15 protein-coding genes are annotated in these 22,114 nt (G+C 42.1%); 7 read left to right on the top strand and 8 right to left on the bottom strand.

All coding sequences use genetic code 11. From position 1 onward, the window contains the following. Positions 1-86: 86 nt before the first annotated feature. From NOS7107_RS02525 to NOS7107_RS02515, 3 genes are read right to left on the bottom strand one after another with little or no spacing between them, the layout of a single operon-like run. Positions 87-1,391 (bottom strand): methyl-accepting chemotaxis protein, encoded by a 1,305-nt coding sequence (locus NOS7107_RS02525; protein WP_015111412.1) that lies wholly within the window; start codon positions 1,389-1,391, stop codon positions 87-89. 12 nt (positions 1,392-1,403) lie between these two features. Next, complete coding sequence (locus tag NOS7107_RS02520) at positions 1,404-1,853, bottom strand: chemotaxis protein CheW (RefSeq protein ID WP_015111411.1); 450 nt, start codon at positions 1,851-1,853, stop codon at positions 1,404-1,406. Beyond that, on the bottom strand, positions 1,846-4,050 hold the full coding sequence (locus NOS7107_RS02515; RefSeq protein ID WP_015111410.1) for a chemotaxis protein CheA: 2,205 nt from the start codon (positions 4,048-4,050) through the stop codon (positions 1,846-1,848). Before NOS7107_RS02515 ends, NOS7107_RS02520 begins: the two co-directional genes overlap by 8 nt. Before the next feature lie 624 nt (positions 4,051-4,674). Here NOS7107_RS02515 and NOS7107_RS02510 point away from each other — a divergent pair. From NOS7107_RS02510 to NOS7107_RS02500, 3 genes are all read left to right on the top strand, one after another. Beyond that, positions 4,675-5,040 (top strand): response regulator, encoded by a 366-nt coding sequence (locus NOS7107_RS02510; RefSeq protein WP_015111408.1) that lies wholly within the window; start codon positions 4,675-4,677, stop codon positions 5,038-5,040. A gap of 7 nt (positions 5,041-5,047) precedes the next feature. Next, on the top strand, positions 5,048-5,653 hold the full coding sequence (locus NOS7107_RS02505) for a hypothetical protein (protein WP_015111407.1): 606 nt from the start codon (positions 5,048-5,050) through the stop codon (positions 5,651-5,653). Positions 5,654-5,817: 164 nt separating this feature from the next. Then, entirely contained in the window at positions 5,818-7,428 is a 1,611-nt protein-coding gene (locus NOS7107_RS02500) for an ATP-binding protein (protein ID WP_015111406.1), read from the top strand. Positions 7,429-7,801: 373 nt separating this feature from the next. Here the strand turns inward: NOS7107_RS02500 and NOS7107_RS02495 are convergent, their stop codons facing one another. Together NOS7107_RS02495 and NOS7107_RS02490 are read right to left on the bottom strand one after the other, a co-directional pair. Beyond that, on the bottom strand, positions 7,802-8,341 hold the full coding sequence (locus NOS7107_RS02495) for a DOMON-like domain-containing protein (RefSeq protein ID WP_015111405.1): 540 nt from the start codon (positions 8,339-8,341) through the stop codon (positions 7,802-7,804). Beyond that, complete coding sequence (locus NOS7107_RS02490; protein ID WP_015111404.1) at positions 8,338-9,456, bottom strand: phosphotransferase enzyme family protein; 1,119 nt, start codon at positions 9,454-9,456, stop codon at positions 8,338-8,340. Before NOS7107_RS02490 ends, NOS7107_RS02495 begins: the two co-directional genes overlap by 4 nt. 884 nt (positions 9,457-10,340) lie before the next feature. On the opposite strand from NOS7107_RS02490, the gene NOS7107_RS02485 reads away from it, so the two are divergent. From NOS7107_RS02485 to NOS7107_RS02475, 3 genes are all read left to right on the top strand, one after another. Then, positions 10,341-11,729 (top strand): carotenoid oxygenase family protein, encoded by a 1,389-nt coding sequence (locus NOS7107_RS02485; RefSeq protein WP_015111403.1) that lies wholly within the window; start codon positions 10,341-10,343, stop codon positions 11,727-11,729. Between the two features lie 262 nt (positions 11,730-11,991). Then, entirely contained in the window at positions 11,992-13,101 is a 1,110-nt protein-coding gene (locus NOS7107_RS02480) for a precorrin-8X methylmutase (protein ID WP_015111402.1), read from the top strand. Between the two features lie 372 nt (positions 13,102-13,473). After that, complete coding sequence (locus tag NOS7107_RS02475; protein WP_015111401.1) at positions 13,474-16,764, top strand: DUF4912 domain-containing protein; 3,291 nt, start codon at positions 13,474-13,476, stop codon at positions 16,762-16,764. 307 nt (positions 16,765-17,071) lie between these two features. On the opposite strand, the gene NOS7107_RS02470 is transcribed toward NOS7107_RS02475, so the two are convergent. The 3 genes from NOS7107_RS02470 to NOS7107_RS02460 form a co-directional block, all read right to left on the bottom strand. After that, complete coding sequence (locus NOS7107_RS02470) at positions 17,072-17,827, bottom strand: PEP-CTERM sorting domain-containing protein (RefSeq protein WP_015111400.1); 756 nt, start codon at positions 17,825-17,827, stop codon at positions 17,072-17,074. 250 nt (positions 17,828-18,077) lie between these two features. Next, positions 18,078-19,145 carry an anthranilate phosphoribosyltransferase family protein gene (locus NOS7107_RS02465; protein WP_044499588.1) on the bottom strand — a complete coding sequence of 356 codons (1,068 nt, stop codon included), beginning with the start codon at positions 19,143-19,145 and terminating at the stop codon, positions 18,078-18,080. Between the two features lie 110 nt (positions 19,146-19,255). Further along, complete coding sequence (locus NOS7107_RS02460) at positions 19,256-20,191, bottom strand: LysR family transcriptional regulator (RefSeq protein WP_015111398.1); 936 nt, start codon at positions 20,189-20,191, stop codon at positions 19,256-19,258. 243 nt (positions 20,192-20,434) lie between these two features. Here NOS7107_RS02460 and NOS7107_RS02455 point away from each other — a divergent pair, with 243 nt between their 5' ends. Then, positions 20,435-22,078, top strand: coding sequence for a fibronectin type III domain-containing protein (locus NOS7107_RS02455; protein ID WP_044499586.1), 1,644 nt, complete (start codon positions 20,435-20,437; stop codon positions 22,076-22,078). The last annotated feature ends 36 nt before the right edge of the window (positions 22,079-22,114 follow it).

Here is a 22,114-nt window from a genome sequence, read left to right as displayed (position 1 = left end):
CCACTTTTGGGTTACAGCTTGGGGATTTTAAATTTGTTCCGCCCACAAGGAGAGAAGTACGGTCTTGGGCAAAGCCCAAGTGCCTATCAATACTTAAACTGAGTGACAACCCTTTGCAAATCTACAGCCATTCGGGCTAATTCAGTGGCGGCGGCTGAAGTATTACTGGCTCCAATGGTGGTAGTTTGAGCATTCAGGGCGACAATGCCGATACTTTTGGCAATATCTGTTGTACCTTGGGCGGCTTCGGCGATATTCCGGGCAATTTCATTTGTGGTTGCCGTTTGCTCTTCGACAGCGCTGGCGATGGTGCTTTGTAGGTCGTGAATTTGGTTGATGATGTCAGTAATTTGGCTGATGGCGGCCATCGCACCTTGAGTATCAGATTGAATCGCTTCAATACGTTGACTAATATCTTCTGTGGCGTTGGCTGTTTGCTTGGCTAATTCTTTGACTTCATTGGCGACGACGGCAAATCCTCTCCCTGCGTCACCGGCTCTAGCGGCTTCGATGGTGGCGTTGAGTGCGAGTAAGTTTGTTTGTTGGGCTATGGATGTAATAACTTTAATGACTTTGCCAATTTCCGAGCTACTTTGACCAAGTTTATCTATTGTCTCATTGGTGCGATCGGCAGTTTTAACTGCCTGATTTGCGACTTTCGCCCCTTCTGCAACAGTTTTGGCAATTTCTCGAATGCTGGCGTTCATTTCTTCGACTGCTGTCACCACGGTGATGCTATTTTGATTGACTTGTTCGGCTGAAGCTGAGGCGGAATTTGCCTGTTCGGAAGTTTGTTTGGCATTTTCTGTCATTTCTTTGCTGACTGCGGTGAGTTCTTCGGCGGAAGATGCAACTGCTGTGGCGACATCTGCCATTTGTCTGATAGAAGATCGCAGACGGCTAATCATCTGATTGGCATTATCAGTCAGTTGTTTAAATTCTCCGGCGTTGTCGGCTTCGATGTGCTGAGATAAATTTCCTTGAGCAACGACTAGGGTAACTTCTCGAATACTTTTAATCTGCTCGGAGATATTTGCAGACATTTGATTGACGTTGTTGAGTAATTCTTGCCAAGAACCTTTAGCACCTTTGACTACGGCTTGAGAACCTAAATTTCCCTCTGTACCAATCTCCGAAGCGATACGAGCCACTTCGTTGTTGACATTTTGGTTCAAACTCACCCATTCGTTAAAAACTGTGGCAATTTCACTTAAACCATTGTCCTCAACTGCTAGACGAACGGTGAAATCACCATTTTTGGCGGCTTTTAATGCTGCTAATAAAGGTTGTAGTTGGATGTCTGTTGGATTTTGGTTGGTTTGTATTGGTTCCGCACCATTTTCTGTGGGAGATTTAGAGTTAGCTGTTTTCCCAGACCGATTTGTAGCCATTGCCAATAACTCCTAAATGACTTTAACGTTGAGAATTTTTTCAGTGTCAACAACTAACAAAAATCCTTCTGCAATTGGGTAAGCTCCCGCCAGTATCTGACGCATTCTACCTTTTAGGGTTGCGGGTGGAGATTGAAAGGTGTTTTCGGGAAATTCTAAAACATCTCCAACATCATCAACAAGTAAACTGACTACTTCATGATCAGAACATACAACGATATTAAACCCCAGGGGTGCTTCTAGCTGAGTGTTCCGCCTGGCTGACTCACCCATATCTAATCGCTGCTGTAAATCGATGACAGTAATAATTTGGCCGCGCAAGTTAATTAATCCACAAATATCTGGCGGTGTTAAAGGTACACGAGTTAGAACTTGGGGACGAATCACTTCTTGAACATGCCGCACATCAATGCCAAAGTAAATTTTATTTAACCAAAAAGTGCAGAGTTGTTGTTCAGCCACGATCGCTCACTTGCAACAAATAGGGGTTAGCAATCTTAATCACAGCCTCAACATCTAATATTTCTGTGATTTGCCCTTGAATGACAGCACAAAACAAAACTCCAGGTCTACTAGGGATACCTTGAATTGTCAGTGGTTCTTCTACAATATCAAGAATGCGTTCAACTACTAAGCCCACACTCAGTTCGGCATTGGGAGAGACAATCACTAATTGCAGTGTCTCGGTTTCTTGACTAGGCTTTGTATCGTCAGGAAAGATGTTTTTCAGGTCGATTATAGGCAAAATTCTGCCAGAAGACCGGACAACATCTTGATTCCCCACTTTTTCGACAGCATGACGCTGAATTTCTTCTAACCGAAAAGCGATCGCCACCGGAATCCCCATCAATGCACTTTGAGTTCCTTGAAACAGTAAAATTAATTGACGTTCCTCTACTTCTGTTGGGATGTTTGCACCGAAAATACTCGCCAATAGTTGTTTTTTTTCATGTATTCCCGCTTGTTTTGCCAAATTTACCGCATCAAGAATTAATGCTACTCTGCCATCGCCCATAATTGTAGCTCCCGTAAACAGAGATAGGGCTTTTAATTGCTTTCCTAAAGGTTTGACAACGATATCTTGAATGTCTTCAACTGCGTCTAAAATTAGCCCAAATTGGTAGTAGTCGGATTGGATAACTACTAAGACTAGTGCTGTTGGCTGTAGGGAGGGTTGAGCAGCTTGCTGAGTGCTGAGTACTGAGTGGGGAGGGCTTGATGGGTGTAGGACTTGATTGAGGTAAACTAAGGGGATGAGATTTCCTCGCAGGGGATATACGGGTACGTCGTAGAATGTTTCAATTTGTTTGAGTGCTTGCTCTGGTTCTAAGTAAACTAATTCTTCCAGGCTGGCTTGGGGGATAGCATAGCGATCGCCATGACTGTTCACAATTAATGCGGGGATAATTGTTAATGTCAGGGGAATTTTTAGTTTAAAGGTGGTTCCTATTCCCGGCTGACTATCAATTTCAATGCTGCCGTTAATTTTATCAATATTACTTTTGACAATATCCATCCCTACCCCTCGCCCAGAGAGGCTTGTCACTTGTTGGGAGGTGGAAAATTCTGGTAAAAAAATTAAATTTATAGCTTCTGCATCATTCATTGTCTTTGCTTGTGCAGGACTTACTAAACCTAGTTGCTGCGCCCGCATTTTGAGTTGTGCTGGAAATAAACCGCGTCCATCGTCACCGATTTCAATGTTAACTTTGCTGTTTTCATAAAAGGCTTGCAAAAAAATCTTTCCTGTGGTTTGTTTCCCAGCAGCACTGCGCTCGGTTGGCAATTCAATGCCATGATCAATACAGTTGCGGACTAAATGAGTTAAGGGATCTTTGATAGCTTCAATAATACTTTTATCGACTTCTGTCTCTGCACCTTGCATTTCTACTACAACTTGTTTACCATGTGCGATCGCTAAATCTCGAATTACTCGCGGGAATTTTTGCCAAATAGTACTAATTGGTTGCAGTCGAGTTTTCATCACTCCTTCTTGCAACTGGGATGTAATCAAGTTGAGCCGCTGACAAGTCGCACTAAAGCTACTATCTTGATATTTCTGGGAAAATCCCATCACTTGATTCCGGTTTAAAACCAGTTCACCGACTAGATTCATCATCTGATCTAGCAAACTCACATTCACGCGGATATAAGCTGATTCTGAGCCTGTGATTGTAGTTGCTGTTTCAATCGGTTCGGTCGCTGGAGATGATTGTAAGATGGTAACTACCTGTTGAGTTTGTTCTAATTTCGCTAAATCACGAATAAGTGTAGAATAATCATCACTGCCTTCTTGTGTGGTAGTTTTAATCTGCGATAACAGCTGACGGATGCTATCTACTGTTTGTAATAAGGTGCTGATGATTGGTTGTGTAACAGCAAAGTTGCGATCGCTGTTAACTAATGATTGCTTTGCACTCTCACGCAAACATGAAATTAAACTTTCTCCCGCATGAGCCAGTGACTCTAACTTGGGAAATGGCAAAAATCCACAGTTTCCTTTGAGTGTATGGAGCGAGCGATAAATCCGCTCTAAAGCTTCTCGATTAACAGATGCTTTCTCAAGCTCAATGATGTCTCTTTCAATTTCGGACAAACTCTCATTGCTTTCCAAGAGAAATGCTTCCATATCATCGTTGTCAATTTCTGTTAACTCCATTAGATTGATCGGCGATAAATTTATATCTTTCGTCTTAATTTTAATATTTTTTAAATCAATAGATATATTTCCCTAGAAAGATGTTCACAGTAGGTAATGCTGAAAAGATAATGATTGTCCTTAATAATTCAACTGAGAGCAATGCAATGTCCTCGTTGCCACTCAACTCAAACTTATAAGAATGGTCGTCGCAAAAACAGACAATGCTACAAATGTAAACAGTGTGGCCGTCAGTTTCTTGAATCTTACCATTCTTGGACTTATTCAAATGATATCAAGCAACTTTGCTTAAAAATGTATTGCAAAGGTATGAGCCTACGGGAAATTGAACGCGTTACAGACATTCACCACACCACCATCTTACACTGGCTACGGCAAGCCCAGCCAAGAGATGAGATTGCCAAAACCTAATTAATTTGACAAAACTCTCCCAAAAGTAGCATTATAGTTTCAGCAGTATATGTATTTTGAAAAAATGTTGCTTTTGCTGAAAAATATAAAATTAAATTATAGATAAATTAAATTTTATTTCGACATTCTGAGTTTTATTCAACAACATTTATCGGCGGAATTACCAATATAAAATGAGTAAACATAACCCAATGAATTTTTAGGATCAACCTGATGAGCTTAGTGTTAATTATTGACGATGCAGCCTTTTCGCGGAGAATGATTCGCAAGTTTCTGCAAGCCGATGGTTATGAAATATTAGAAGCAACTAATGGGCGTGAAGGATTAGAAATAGTTCACAAACATCAGCCTAATTGTGTATTGGCTGATTTACTTATGCCAGATATGAATGGATTTGAATTTCTCCAAGCTTTACAAGATGAAGGGTTAAAAATTCCCACAATTATCATTTCGGCAGATATTCAAGAAGGCGCACGTAATCAAAGCTATAACTTAGGAGCAGTTAACTTTATCAATAAACCACCAAAAGAACAACAATTACGCGAAGTGGTTCAGCAAGCTATAAATACAAAGGAATAAACATCCTATGAATGTGACAGTAGATCAACTAGATGCTTTACAAGAATTAATTAATATTGGAGTTGGTCGAGCCGCAAGTCTACTGAATGAAATGGTAGATTCTCACATTAGTTTGGAAATTCCCTTTGTCAAAGTCTTGACTGCTATACAAGCTTATCAAGAATTAGCAACCCGATTTCATGATGCTAATTTAGCATCTGTCAAGCTGAGTTTTACAGGCTCCTTTTATGGGACTGCGGGGTTAATTTTCCCGACAGAAAGTGCATCAACATTAGTGGCAGTTTTGACTGGAGAAGAAGCAAATTCAGCAGATTTAGATGAGGTAAAAATTGGTACTCTAAGCGAAATAGGCAATATTGTGATTAATGGAGTAATGGGTTCAATTAGCAATGTATTAAAGCAACGCATGAATTACACAATACCTATTTATTTAGAAGACAAAATTGATAATTTATTATTATTTGATAATGATAATGATCAAACTAAAATATTACTGGCACAAGCAAGGTTTGCAATTGAACAATTGGAACTAATTGGGGATATTATTTTAATCTTTGAGGTGGGGACATTTGATGCGTTAATTAAAGCGATTAACGAAGAAATGTCCGGATAGCATTCCTAAATTATGCGTGCAGAAGCAAAGTAAATTTGTAATTCTTTATTTTATGTTCCCTGTTCCCTACCTCAACGAGTAATTTCATAACTCATTTAGGATGGCTATATTATGGGAAAATTTCAATTAGTTTGAACAGCATCAATTAAAAACAGTGTGAGAAGATGAGCAGAATTGAGCAAGCCCAGGAAAAATTTAGCTTGTTAGACCAAATTCCTTTGGGAGCTTTTGTTCTACATTCAGACTACACCGTTTTATTTTGGAACTGCTGTTTGGAAGAATGGACAAAAATTCCCAGACATAATATTCTAGGAAGCTCGATTGACGAGTATTTTCCTCATCTGCATCAACCCCGCTATACTATCCGGTTAAAGCAAATTTTTGAAGGCGGGCCACCTTCCATCTTTTCTTCACAGTTGCATAAATATGTCATTCCTGTAGCACTACCACAAGATAAATACCGCATTCAACACACAACAGTTACTGCTGTACCGTCATTAGATGGAGATGGATTTTATGCACTGTTTTCCATTCAAGATGTGACAGATTTAACCTTTCGAGTGCAAGAATATAAGAACTTACGGGATCAAGCCTTAGCTGTAGCGGAAGAACGCCAACAAGCTAAAGAAGCCGCCGAAGCTGCAAACCGTATTAAAGATGAATTTTTGGCGATAGTGTCTCATGAACTGCGATCGCCCCTGCATCCGATTTTGGGCTGGGCGAAGCTATTACGGAAACGCAACTTAAACGAAGCCGCCACTGATCGCGCCTTAGAGACAATTGAACGGAATGCAGAGTTACAGGTGCAATTGATTGATGATCTATTAGATATCTCTCGGATTCTGCGCGGTAAGTTATCACTGAATTTAGAAAATGTTAATCTCACTACCACCATTGAATCTGCCTTAGAAACAGTGCAATTGGCAGCAGAAGCGAAATCAATTCAAATTCAACTGCATCTTGATTCTACAATTGGGCAAGTAAAAGGTGATAGTAGCCGTCTACAACAAGTTGTGTGGAATTTGCTATCGAACGCCGTCAAATTTACCCCCGATGGTGGACAGGTGACTGTTAATTTAAAACAGATCGATTCGCAAGTGCAAATCCAGATTCAGGATACAGGTAAAGGTATTAGTCCTGAGTTTTTGCCTTACGTTTTTGAGTATTTTCGTCAAGCAGATAGTAGCATCACCAGGAGAGCAGGCGGATTAGGACTGGGTTTAGCCATTGTTCGCCAGCTAGTCGAGTTACATGGTGGTAGAGTTTGGGCAGAAAGTCCTGGAGAAGAGCAAGGCGCAACATTTACAGTTTGCTTACCAGCCCAGCCACAAAATCGAGAGTTAGTCACGGAAGAAACCAAAGTACCTTCCTATCCATTAGCTATGCTTTCTCTGCCTCTAGAAGGCATCAAGGTATTAGTAGTAGATGATGATGCGGATACACGAGAGTTTCTGGCATTTTTTTTGGAACAACAGGGAGCAATTGTCACCGCCGCACAATCCGCCCAAGCAGCCCTTGAATCCATCGCACAGTCCCTGCCAGATTTACTGTTAAGTGATTTGGGTATGCCAGATGTCGATGGTTATGCTTTAATTCGCAAACTGCGATCGCAACCTACTAATCAAGGTGGCAAAATTCCCGCTATCGCCCTCACAGCTTACGCCGCAGAGGCAACACAACAGCTAGTTTTCGCCGCCGGATTTCAACTGCATATTGCCAAACCCGCTGATCCGGTAAAATTAATTGCTGCCATTGCTGGACTCATTCAAAAATAAAAAGCGATCGCAGTTCCGTGGTAGCGATCGCTTTAATTTATAGCCTATAAAACCCTGAACAAAGTAATCGATTACTAAAATTGTATTTTTGCTAGTTTCATTTTGACTGCGGGGTTAACCCCCTGATGGGTTTGACCCCTCATACTATTTGGGATTTGCTTTCTGTATCTATAGCTTTAGCCAAGGTAGTTAGGGCATCGGTAAGCGATAAAACTTAGACAATAAAAGACTTTTAACTCTGTCACCTCTAATACCGTTTCACTTTAAGTTTGATACAAATAGGCCGCAGGGGGGCAGGGGGGCAGGGGAGCAGGGGAGAAATTATTTGTATCATTTATTTGGTGAAATGGTATAATTTGCCCCTTGCGATAATTCACAACCGAATGAAAAAACTATCCCGCAAATGAAAGTCAGCTTCAGCACCTGTATGAGCTAATGCCCAGTAAGACACTTGATGGTTTTTTTGTTTTACCACAGTCGTAATTGCGACATCAATAGCTTGCTCTGAAGGCACAATTTTAGCCAAATCCACATCTAAATTCAGGGTTAAAATCTCAGCCTGATGTTCCACTGAGAATGGCAGAAAAGTAAAAGCTGTTTCTACTTGCATTCCTTGACGATAGCCAGCAAAACGATAGAGATTCCAGTGTCCAGCAGGAGAGAGGTTAAATTCCCAATAACGTTGAGAGTCTTTCAGCCCCACAAAAAACTCAAAGCAGGTATCTTGCCACAGTTCATCTTTGCGGGTTGGTGTATCAGATGGTGAAGCAATGATAATTTCTGTTAAATCGCCGCGGAGGTTGTAAGTAATCGTCAGTTGATGATCATTTCGGGCGATATTACCTGTAATTTGCACATTCGGGAGCAAATTACCAGATTTAAAGGGTTGCAAACTGAATTTCTGCTCGTTCATTGCATATCCTGAATAATCTTGCGAATTTGGCTGGCTTGAGCTTCGATACTTTCGGTGAGCTTAAACTGAACGATCGCCCTTGCTAAATTGTGTTCTGGGTGCTTGACTTTAAAATAGACGTTTCCGGCTAAGTAATCAGTAAAAAATCGCAGTCCTAATTCAAAAGCAATCAAACGAATGCCATCGTACATATAGGCATAATCATTCTCCGTCAAAAACGCCTTAGCAACCGCCAGATAACCTTGTAAAATTCCCTGACACAAATCTGTATCAAAATAAACACTATCCCAATGCTCAGTTTCTTCACCCAGGGGATTGCAACCAGAACGTAAACAGTCACCAATGTCGTAATGTACCAATCCTGGCTTCACAGTATCTAGATCAATTACACTGACAGCCTTTTGAGTTGCCGTATCAAACAGTACATTGTTAATTTTGGGGTCGCCGTGCATCAAGCGTAATGGTAATTGGCCTTGAGCTTTGGCATTTTCCAGGATATGTGCAAAAGTGGTGCGATCGCTGACAAACTGCAAGCAATAATTAACTTCAGGCGATGATTGCGGGGTGGTGTTTGCCAAAACTTTTTGATAATCATGCAGGTAAAGCGGTGTAATGTGGAAACCTGCAAGGGTATCGGCAAATTTTTCTGGTGGTAAATCACTAATTAAATTGTGAAACATCCCCAAGGCATAGCCAATTTCTGTGGCATAGCCAATATTTGGCATCGTATCAAAAGACTGGGAGTTTTGAATAAAACTAATTGCCCGCCAAAAAGAGCCATCAGCATCAATGCAATAATCTTGAGCATCCTGTGTTGACAATACCCGTGGTAATTCCCAGCGACGATTGAGGGGTGTATGTTGCAACCGCTGATAAACATGATCGCTAAAAATCCGCATATTCTGCATAATCAGTTGCGGCTGGCGAAATACTTGGGTATTGATGCGTTGCAAGACAAAATGCTGTAATGGCGCAGAATCAAGGGTGACGAGAAAAGTGTCATTAATATTACCACTGCCAAACGCAGCCACACTCTTAACCTTACCCTGAATGACAAATTGCTCGGCAGTAACAACTATATGCTCCAAGCTCTGCTGACTGATAACTGTTGCCATATTTATTTTTGACTACTCCCCACGCAAAATCCACAAAAGCAATAGCAGAAATAGTAACTCAAGTGTTGGCTTTAGAGTGTAAGTAGTTGGAGAAACCGAAATATTTGGGAAGTTTTTGTTACTATTCTTTTCCCGCAGGGCATTATATGAGGAACGAACTCAGTACAAATGCTAAATATGGCAGTTATAACCACGCAGTATTCAGCTTTAGGAACTTTGAGGATCATTTTGAGTCTAACGAAATGGACAGAAAACTTTACGTAAAATTCCGCAATTGTCACCAGGACAATTGAATAGTTATCATGTCATCTTTAACTAGAAAATCAGTACGTGGCGGTTTCTAGTAAAAATTTCCACTACTGCTATAACGCGATCGCTTATATATATTTCATTTGTTCCTCATACTATGGCAGAAAAACACACCAAAATTAAATTTCCCTTTTGGCAGTATCTTAACCAACCCTTATTTAGCCGTGATTCTAAATTAGAATTAAACCCCCATCGATTCGCCCATAGCTGGCGGATTGGATTGCTCAAAAGGTGTTGGCATAAAGAATGCGATGCCAAGGGGCATCAACAATCATAAATTTAAATAATACGTATATATTCGCAGCGTAGCTATTTACTAAAAGTATCAATGCTGGGGAAATTATCAATATTTCATAGGTTTGCATCTGTAGGTTTTATTGAGATATATCTACTTTTGTCAACAATTTATTAATTTTTGGAGGGTGCGCTAACACTGTTAGCGCACCCTATTTACTTAGTAATGCTGATCTAACCCAACTGAACACCTTGTCCTACCTCAATAAAACGAGAAACGCTATATTGTCATCATTAGATTAAGTACTCTGGCAAATTTACAGAATTTCATAAACGACATTATGAGCCAAACATTGGTGAATCCATATCTTGATGGCAACTTTGCACCCGTTCAAAAAGAAATTACAGCAGAAAACCTGCAAGTAATTGGTGAACTACCGCCTGAACTCTCAGGGATGTTTGTCCGCAATGGCCCTAACCCTCAATACTCCCCCATTGGTGAGTATCACTGGTTTGATGGCGATGGAATGCTGCATGGTGTGAGAATTAGCGAGGGTAAAGCAGTTTATCGCAACCGCTATGTGCAGACGCAAAAATGGCAAGCAGAACATGACGCAGGTAAGGCAATTTTAACTGGGCTGCTAGAACCACCACAGGCTGATCATCCTCACATATCGAGAAATGCTGCCAATACTGCCTTAGTTTGGCATGGCGGGCAGTTATTAGCCGTGTGGGAAGCTGGTGCGCCTCATACAATTCAGATGCCTGAGTTAAAGACAATTGGCGAACACACATATAATGGCAAACTAAAGTCTGCTTTCACTGCCCATCCCAAAGTAGACCCAATTACTGGTGAAATGGTATTTTTTGGCTATTCGTTTATGCCGCCATATTTGCAATACGGCATAGTTTCCGCCGCAGGTGAGTTGTTATCGACTGTACCCATTGAAATTCCCGCACCTGTGATGATGCACGATTTCGCCATCACAGAAAACTATACAATTTTCATGGATTTACCCGTAACTATCCGCCCAGAACGGATGCAGCAGGGAAAACCAATGATCATGTTTGAGAGCGATCGCCCAAGTCGTTTTGGCATTCTCCCACGTCACGGCGATAACAGCAATATTCGCTGGTTTGAGAGTCCGGCTTGCTATGTGTTTCATACCCTAAACGCCTACGAACAAGGTGATGAAGTTGTACTCATAGCCTGTCGGATGAGTTCAACTTCGGTGTTGGGTTTTAGTGGTATTGATGATCCAGATGCCAATATTCCCCGACTACATCAATGGCGGTTTAACTTGAATACTGGGGCTATGTCTGAGTCTAGGTTAGATGATCACGCCGGGGAATTTCCTCGCGTTAACGAGAATTTCTTAGGGCGACAAACTCGCTATGGTTACGTTAACAAAAGCGCACCTACTCCTGTACCCTTGTTTGAAGGCGTAATGAAATACGATTTTCACAATGGTACATCCCAAATTAATCTATTTGGGCAAGGACGTTATGGCGGTGAGTCTGTATTTGCACCACGTCCCCAGGCTACCGCTGAAGATGATGGTTGGTTGATGACCTTTGTTCACGATGAGACAGCCAATACTTCTGAATTATTGGTGTTGAATGCTCAAGATATTACCGCTGAACCTGTGGCACGTGTTTTAATTCCCCAACGTGTCCCTTATGGGTTTCATGCTGCGTGGGTAACTGAAAAACAGTTGCAAGGATTTTAACTAATTGGGTGGGGCTACCCGCCCTTAATTTTGCCCATCACGGCCTAAGTAACATGAGTTCGGAATAAGCCCAAAACATGATTCTATCGTTAGCCCAAAATCCTCAAACTTATGCAAAATATCTCTCAAATTCTCATAACTCTGTGGTCTCTGTGCCTCTGTGGTTCGATTAAATCTTTTTAACCCGAACTGAGGTTAAGTAAGTTCTCTGGGGGTGGACTAGAAAGTTTATCCTACAAGAGAAAGGTTGTATTGCACTCACATGAAAACTTGTGACTTAACAATTAAAGAACTCACAGAAGCAGTTGGAGGTGGGATAACTCCCCGGATGGTACGACATTATCATCAATTGGGGCTGTTGCCGCAACCAGTGCGATCGCCCAGTAACTATCGTCTCTACACTGAACAGGATGTGATTCGGCTGCAAAGAATTGTGGCGCTGAAGCAGCAAGGGTTCCAACTCAACCACATCCGCAATATTTTGGAGACGGAACCAGAAACCGATAATCTCACCGCCCAATTACAACAACAGTATTGGGCGATTATGCAGCAAATTGCCCAACTGCGACAAACAGCCTCAGCCTTAGAAGGATTATTAGGACGCGATCGCCATTGTCAAATTATGCAGGCGGAAGTCCTCGCCCAAATGAAATTGTTAGAAGTTGAAACCCAAGTTGGCTTAGGTGGACTAGAACAACTTTGGAGTGGTTTAGATGCAGAGGTGCATACTCACTCAGAAGCATTTGCTGAATCGTTACAACGTTTGCTACCTGATTTATCTCACCGTTCAGAAATTGAACAACACCTGATTTCCCAGTTGGTTTTAGCCTGTGGTGATGTGAGTTTAGCATCCTTTGTCAGAGTGCGAGGCGGTGCGATCGCGGCTAGTCGTCAAGCCTTATCTGCCAGTTGTGAGATTTTTGTTGATATTCCCACCGTTGCAGCGGCTTTAGATCAAACCAGATTAGCTCATTTAGGCTGTCGCATCACGACTTTAATTAATAACCCCCACATCACCACCGCCACAGAGGCCGAACAGGAATTTTGGCAACATCAAGAATGGCAAGAAAAATTACAGCAAGTTGCCAATGGCGGCATTTTAGTGATTGGTTATGCACCTTCTGTTCTCCTCGCCGCCTGTAACGCCATCAAAGAGCAAAAAATTCAACCCGCCCTAGTAATTGGAATGCCTATCGGCTTTAGTCACGCTCCCGCCGCCAAACGCCAACTTCTGCAACAAAAAATGCCGGCGATTACCGTAGAAGGGACTTTAGGCGGTGGTTTGCTGGCTGCAACTACCCTCAATGCCTTGGTTGAGTCTTTAATTGAAAAGCCAGATTGCCATTGTTATTTATCAGAGAGTGGTGAGTAAGTACTGAGAAATTAACGGTAATAATATTTAATTTTTTCCCTCGCCTATTTTCTCATTGGCGTGTATATTTTTGTGAAATAATCCTGGGCTAATTGGTAATAAATGTGTTAACTACATCGACATCGACAACAAGAAATAACTTAGATTTTAAAGTATGTAAGCTATTAAATGGTTTAAAGAAACTAAACAGACCATGAATAATGGCAAAAGTCAAGATAAAGTAAAACACAGTATAGATTCGGATACGTAGATTACCCAAATTTTCAAAGAAACTTGACACCAGATGTATAATTAGCGCGTCTCCTCCTGGATAACAAAATCACATTGAGGACTGGCCGGTTCGCTGTTTTCTGTACCTTGGATTAGGAGTATATGGGGCAACAACAAAAAAAAGATAGTGCGATCGTCAACCTGGCATTAACGTTAGCTTTAGCTACCACCCCTATGGCAGCCACTCTGTTTGTGTCAACATCAGTGTTGGCACAATCTGCCACTGACACTCCCTCTTTCTCACTGCCGCAAACAGTGGAGAATGGATCTACGGTGCGTGTTGATGGTTCCAGTAGTTTGGCGCTGATCAACCAAAACCTCAAAGCAGGTTTTGAAAAACAGTTTGCTGGTACAAAAATAGACGTTGCCAACAACGGTACAGATGCGGCAATTAACGCTGTACTTGAGGGAAAAACTGATATAGCGGCCATTGGGCGTGGTTTAACTCCCGAAGAAAAAGCCCAAGGTTTAGAACAAGTCCGTTTGCACCGCGAGAAAATTGCCATCATTGTTGGTGAAGAAAATCCTTTTAAAGGCAGTTTGACTGATAAACAATTTGCCAGAATTTTTCGAGGTAAAAGTGTGACTGATTGGTCACAATTGGGAGGGCCAGCAGGCAAAATTCGGGTGATTGATCGCCCAGATACTAGCGATACCCGCCAAGCCCTCAACAACTACCCAGTATTTAAGGCTGCAAAATTTGCTACAGGTGATACTGCTACCAAATTAACAGAAGATAACACTGCCGAAATTGTCAAACAACTCGGCAAAGATGGCATTAGTTACGCCAGAGTCAATCAAATCAGCAAGTTACCTGGGGTGCGGGTATTGCAATTACATCAAGCCTTACCCAATGATCCGAAATATCCTTTCTCTCAACCTTTAGTTTACGTTTATAAAAAAAATCCTAGCCCCGCTGTCGCAGGTTTTCTCGGCTTTGCTTTAGCAAAACCAGGAAAACAAGCTATAGAAACAGCTAGAACAGAAGAAGCAGATGCGATCGCCAAAGGTGAATCTCCTACCCTACTGTTAGCTGTCAATCCCCCATCTTCTCCAGAAACCACACCCCAAGCTAGTGTTTCTCCCTTTACAACAGCAGTACCAGTCGCAACTACCGCCCCGACTGCAACAAGCGAACAGCAACCACCTGCTTCTATCGCCCCAGATGCAACAGGCGGACAGCAACCAGTACCTCCCTCGGCGAATAATCCCATTGCTCAAGGACAAATACCGCTGTGGTGGTTGCTATTACCTGTAGGTGTCATTGCTGGATTACTGTTGTGGATGATTAGAACGAGTCCATCGAGTTCTCCCATCGCAGAAGACATCCCACCAGCAAATCCTCAGCCACCTGCACCAGAAATAGCAGCAGCAATGGAAACCACTGCTATCAGCGAACCGGTAACGGAAGTTTCTCCGACTAATTGGGCTAATGGCAATGGCTCTTACAATGGTGCTAATGTGCTGGAAGGTACTATCCCAGCTTCAACAGCCGATGCAGCTTTCGCTGTTGGCACAGGAGCCGTGATTGGGTCAATCATTGTCGGCAAAGACTCCGCAAACCATCAAACTGAAGACAATGGTTACGATCTTGGCATATCGCCGTGGGATATGGAAGCACCAGCCTCAGTGGTCAACACGTCCTATCCACCCATTATAGATAGGTCGAAAACCACCGCGAATTCAGAATCATCAACAATATCTGACGAGCCAGAAGAAACATCCGCGACAGTCGAAGTTCCCCCAGAACCAATTACGCCAGTAGCAGCAGTTAATCAGACTGAGACAGAGACAAACGCAACTCTCGACTTGCCAGAAATTCCTGACAACTCAATAGATGAGGATGATTGGGGTTTTGCACTGACTGAAGATGTCACAGAACAAGACTCGCAGTTAGACCCGGAAATAGAGAAATTGAATTTCGTTGCAGATGCAGCAGAACCTGAGTTAGAACAAACAGAGGAGTTGATTGTGAATAATTCAGAAAGCTTACCAGGTGCAGGGATAGGAGACTGGTCTGGGATGAATCCGCCAGAGTCAACAGGGCAAATACCAAGTGCTACCACAACGGAAATTTTAGCGATCGCTGACCCCCAGAGCAATGTCACTCTCACACCGAAAACGCATGATTTAGCTGATGTAACTTGGGAAATTTCGGCAAATGGCCAGCAAATACTTCACAATGCTGGGCTATCCCAATTTGTTTTGCGGCTTTATGATGTCACCGATATTGACATGAGTTATCAACAGCCCCACTTGGTGCAGCAATATGAATGTGAACTCACCACATCGGGCGGCTCGGTGGCTATTCCTCAAACTGAACGCGATTACATTGCCGCAATTGGTTATGCAACTGAAGGTAATGGCTGGGTAACGCTGGCTCACTCCCAAATTGCGCGTGTCTTTGGTAGTGCTTATACCAATACTAAAGCAGCAAATTTAGTGTTAGTTGATGAAACCAGCACTGTCACTCTGACACCTAGCACCCATCAATTAGCTGATATCTCTTGGCATATTTCCGACACTAGCAAGCAAATGCTGCAAAATGCGGGAATCTTCCAATTGGCTTTGCGGCTTTATGATGTCACCAACATTGATATGAGTTATCAGCAGCCGCAATTCGTCCAGCAGTACGAATTTGATTTCGCTACATCTGCAAGCTCTGTGGGTATTCCCATAGCCGATCATGATTACATTGCCGAAATTGGCTACCTCATCGTTGGCGATCGCTGGGTCAGTATAGCCCGTTCTCCCATTGTCCGTGTCTTCAGCCCTCTCTATACAGAAGATGAGCATCTACCAACGTTAGATCAGTCATCGCCCTCACCAGCAGATAATAGCAGTATTACCCTGACACCACGTACACCCAAATGGGCTTATGCTTCTTGGGAGCTTTCTGATACCCGCAAACAAATGCTGCAAAATGCGGGAATCCTGCAATTAGCATTGCGGCTTTATGATCCTACTGATATCGACATGAGTTATCAGCAGCCCCAATTGATTCAGCAGTATGAATGCGAAGAAATCACCCATGACCGCTATGTGGCAATTCCGACAAGCGATCGCGACTATATGATTGAACTCGGCTATGCTACAGAAGGTGATGCTTGGGTGACAATTGCCCGTTCCACTGCGGTTCGCATCTTCAGCCGCCCCCAACGCGATTTCTGGTTTGTCGCTGATGCAGAGTTAATCATCCACGGTGCAACCGAACCCAATGCAACTGTCAATATTGCGGGTAATCCCATCGCTCTTAAACCAGATGGCACATTTCACCTCCGCGTTCCCTTCTCAGAAAACTTGATTGACTATTTGATGACTGCGGTTGCTGCTGATGGGGAAAAATCCAAAACAATTCATAAAAAGTTCTCCCAAGAAGTGCCAGAAGCATAGTTGTTAAGAACAGGGAATAAGTCTGTTCCTGATTCTCTAGAACACCAATTCAGGCATCCTGGAATAACCTCTCCTCCAGCCCCTCTTCGATGCGGAGAGGGGCTGAGTATTTTCATACAAACACATATCCAGATTTTGGTGAATTAGTATGAGCCGTTGGAATGCTCTAGAAAGCATGTCATTGCAAGGAAGAAAGATGTAGCAATCTCATCTTTGAGAGAAATCTAGCTGATGTAATCTTTGTTTGATTATTCGGTTGATGCTTCAGAGGCTTACAGTCTCTTCTTAGATATAACTCTATGGAAAATTATTGAGACTTGTTTTTTTTGCGGTGGCGAACTGCCAAATATATCCCCGCCAAAGATAATACAGCTAAACCACTAGGTTCTGGAACGGGACTTGCTGGCTGTGAGATAATCACTTCTCCGGCTGCCACTTCACCATTATTTCCGACTTCCCCAATGTAAAGATATAACGGACTATTTGTAGAAACAGGACTTTTGAGTTTGAATTCTACTTGACCATTGTCTCCCAAGCTGAAAAATCCGAAAATTTTGCTGGGGTCAGTAGTAGAATTGGCATCAAAATTTCCCAGGGTGGCTACAGCATTATTGACATTACCGCCTGTAGTACCAAACAATGGCGGAGACATAGGAGGACGTTGGCTTCCTGGAGTCAAAATAGTTCCTGTAGGGCTAAAATCAAAAACGTCTACTAAATCTGAAATGGGGATGTTTTTCGCTGCCGCTGCGCTGTCAACAGAAACATAACTAAGTTTGACTGCATCTAAATCAAAGCCACTGACATTACCAGGAGATCCACCAGTACCATTGCTAATATCTTTAATGACAATGGCAGCAATCTCACCAAAGCTTAAAACCGGAATTTCGGCACGATAAACAGCGGTAGTTGCCGGAGAACCACCAGCTAAACCTGTTAACTTGGTAAAACCAAGAGCTATTGTTGCTGCTGTAGCACTTTGACTTGAGATCAAGCTAATAGCCAACGTAGCCATACTAGAAGTTAAAAATTTAACACTAGAAAAACTACTTAGTTTTTTCATGAATTTTAATATCTTGTTCTAAAGGAAATGCAAGTATTACTCAATGTTCGGATTTAGCTGAGGTGGCTAACTGAGGTAATCAAATAGATAGTTTATCAATTTTTACAAAGAAGATATCAAGATTGTATAAATTTTTTATCCGACACTGTTAGATATGAGGGTATAGGGTTAGGGGTTGGAACAAATAAACCTTAACACCTCACATCCTTTCCCAAACTCTTGATTGTGCCTTTTACTGCGACAATGCGAATCAAATATGCTGAAAGGTATTATGGTAGGCGGAATTAGTTACCTGAATCAGTTCTTGGAGTTTGGTGGCGACTGCACCATTAGTTAAGAGTTTTTCTGCTTGGGCAATACCCGATCGCATATCTGAACAAATACCACTGTGCCACAGATAAAATCCTCCATTCCACAGGGCTGTTTGCATTAATTCCCCTGGTTTTCCGGTTAGAACATCTTGAATTTGCGTGATTAGTTCTTTAGTAGTTCCTAAAGGTACATTTTTGGTAGTGAACCCATAATCATGAGGTGAAAGAAATAACCTTTCTAAATCTGGGGATGCGGATAAAGCGATAATTGCGGTGCGATCGCGTGGTAGGTCACAACTCCCTTCTAAACCTTTAATTAAGGTATATTTTTTGACTCCCCTGAGTTCTAATGCAGATTGAAACATTGCTTCTGTGGGAGGATGGACAAACCCGGCAATTACGTGAGCATCACCAGCGTAAGGACACCAAATTAATTCCATTGTGGCAAAGGGTGGACGTTTACCAAGTTGGTCGCGGTATTCCCAAAGACTTTTGGTTAATGGAAAATGATTAGGTGTGTAGATAAAGCCAATTCCCGTTTGTGCAAAGACTTGCTGGGTTTGAGGTAACGATAAAGCAGTCCAATCAACACCTAAACCTTGCCAAACTTCTATTAAGGGTAAACCATATTTTGTCGGCAAGCGATCGCCGCCGTGCATGATCACAGGTTGTCCAGCCGCAGCAAGGAGTAAAGCTATGATATGGCTCATGGGTGCAGTGCGAGTTCTGCCATCATAGGGTATACCCAGTACAATAACTGGAGATGCAGATAGAATTGCTGGGAGTTTTGCCCCTAGTTCATTGTATGTATCTAACATCCCTGCCAATTCTTCGCCCGTTGGTCGTTTGATGCGGTGGGCAATTAAAAATGCCCCAATTTGGGCTGGTGTTGCTTCCCCCAGCAACATCATTTTAGTAGCGATCGCAGCTTCCGCACGAGTTAAGTTTTCGCCTGTGTGATTGCCACCACCTACTTTTTTTAGTAATTCCCTGAAGATGTTACTCATATTTGTCATTAGTCATTTGTCATTAGTCAAAAGGCAAGAGGCTGAAGGATAAAATTTTATACTTCATACTTCAGTTGACCATTGACTATGGACTGTTGACTCATCATACTTCAGGAAGCCGATCGCTGTTCTTGAGATTGCAGCGGAATATTTTCTAAGACTAGTTCCCAAAAGTGTTTAATTGGGGGAATATGCAGGCGGTCTTGAGTTGTTACCATGACTACACGGCGAGTTAACCCAGAATTATCTAAGGGATTATTAGCTAAAGGGCGCACGGCTAAAGTTAGGTCTTGCCGGGCTTCGACCAAAGCGGAGGTAGGAAGTAAGGCTATTAATTCCCCTTGACGTACAACTCCCCGGAAAGCATCGAGGGTATTAACTTCTAAAGCTGCATGAAGTGTGGCTTCTAAACGTTCAAATTTATCTTGGACTAACCGCTGCATTCCATAACCATCTTTAAATACGACTTGGGGATAACGCACCAATTCTGCCCAAGGGATGCGTTCATATTGGGCTAGAGGATGATTTGCGGCGGTGAGGACTTCTATTGGTTCATCATATAAAACTTCCACCACCATTTCTCTGCCGGTGGTTAAAAAGCGATTATTCATGACGATCGCTAAATCTACTAAACCATCTTTGAGAACTTTTAAGGCGCGATCGCTGCCCAAAGATGTGACCCGCAATTGCACTTCAGGATAATCACGGCAGAATTTTTGTAATACTGGCGGTAAGTAAGAAGCGCACAGGGAATGAATTGAGGCAATGCACAATTCTGGCTGTTTTCCTGCCATTAAATCTGTTAACTCTTGTGTAGCAACTTGCCACTCCTGGCAAATTTTGCGGACACGGGGCAATAAACGTTCTCCGCCCAAGGTTAATTTAGCATGAGTGTTTCTGTGAAACAGTTCCACACCCAAATCTGCTTCTAAGGCTTGAATCTGGCGACTGATAGTTGATTGGGTGACACCACATTGTCTGGCTGCTTGTTGAAAGCTACCACTATCGGCGATCGCTAAAAAAGCTTGCAACTGCTCTAGTCGCATATTAATGTAGCCTGAATTACATTTATGGCTCTCATTAAGTTAACGGTTTTCCCTCCAAAATTTAGTAGAGTTTGTTACATCTGCTGATAATTGAAATATTTTAATAGAAATTTAACTTTTTCTTGTTATTCATGAATTTGATCACCATCCCAAACGGAACAAATCATGAAATTGCTTATACCTGTACTTCTGTTTATTCTATGCTTTACCTTGGTAAGCGTGCATTCATTTGGGCAAACCATTATGACCGCAGCCCCTCAACTGTTGACAGATCCATTTTTGCAACTGCCAACTGCAACCTCAGTCAGAGTAGTATGGTTTACTGAGTTTGTCGGCAATAAACATACAGTTGTTTACGGTGAAAATTTGCAGCAAACTGCCAAAGCTACTACTACCAAACTCAGCCGCACCAGAGAAGACCGAAAATCACGTGTTGGGAACCAAACTCAAGACGGACAAGTTTATCAACAACCGACTAAACGGGATATTTGGCGACACGAAGCTGAGGTAGCAGGGTTAACGTCAGGGGTGCGGGTGAATTATCGCGTTACCAGTGAGAGAGAAGACGGCGTATCTGTTAGCAGTGATGTTTTTACTCTGGCTGCTAAACCTGAACCGGGTACACCACTAAAAATTCTCTTAACTTCCGACCATCAACTCAAGCCAATGACCGCCGCAAATCTACAAAAAGTAGTAGAAACAGTGGGGCGAGTAGATGCTGTGTGGTTTGCTGGTGATTTAATTAATGTGAGCGATCGCGCCTCAGAATGGTTTGATGATAATCGGGGCAATGCGTTATTTCCAGGTTTGCAAGGTCGTGCTAAATATGAAATGCAGCATGATGGTGTAAAAGTTACTTATACTGGCGGGCAAATCATTCAACACGCACCTATGTATAGCTGCATTGGTAATCATGAAGTCATGGGACGCTTTGCCAGAACAAACAATTTAAACAATGAATTTGATGATACATTTCCCCGTGCTGTTGCTCAAAAACTCTATAGTGGCAAATCGCTTATTGATAATTCTTTTAATACGACCACCTACGAAGAAATTTTGAGCTTACCTCAAAGTAAAATAGGTGGGAAAAAATATTATGCAGTTAGTTTTGGTGACGTGCGTTTAATAGTTTTATACATCACAAATATGTGGCGCACTCCCAAGTTAGATGAAAAATATCCAGGTAGGTATCGGGAAGCAGAGAAAGATTTAGATAATCCTGAAAATTGGGGTTATGGACAGATAATTTATGAGCCAATTTCCCAAGGTAGTACACAGTACAATTGGTTAACAGCAGAACTCAACAGCCCAGAATTTCAACAAGCAAAATATAAAGTGGTGATGTTCCATCATCCGCCCCATACCCTCGGTGATAATATTGTCCCTGCCTACACTGACCCAGTGCAAATTATCGATCGCAATCAACAAGATAAAATTACATCTGTGCGTTACGAATATCCTCACAATGCTGACTATATTATTCGTGATGTTGTCCCGTTACTAGAAGCAGCTAATGTGCAGTTAGTATTTTATGGTCATTCTCATTTATGGAATCGTTTTATTAGTTCTCAGGGAATGCAGTTTTTAGAAACCTCAAATGTTGGTAATACTTATGGTGCAGCTTGGGGTGACAGAAAGCGAGAAGTTCCCACAGGTTATCAAGAAAAATATGTTATCCTGGGCGATCCTAATGATTTGGAACCAGTAGTACCAAGCATTGCACCACTATTAGGTGATGATGGTAAACCAATGCCTTATCTTGCTAGTAATAATATTACTGTTTTTAGTATCTTCGATACGTCTACAGGTAAGGTTAGCAGCTACCTTTTTGATACGCGCAAACCAGATTCAGAAGTTATGAAATTTGATGAATTTAAGTTGAGATAAACAGGAATTATGCACCAATATTTTATGTCAAGAATG

The organism is Nostoc sp. PCC 7107, from assembly GCF_000316625.1.
Taxonomy (GTDB): domain Bacteria; phylum Cyanobacteriota; class Cyanobacteriia; order Cyanobacteriales; family Nostocaceae; genus Nostoc_B.
This window is presented reverse-complemented; position numbering and strand designations above follow the sequence as displayed.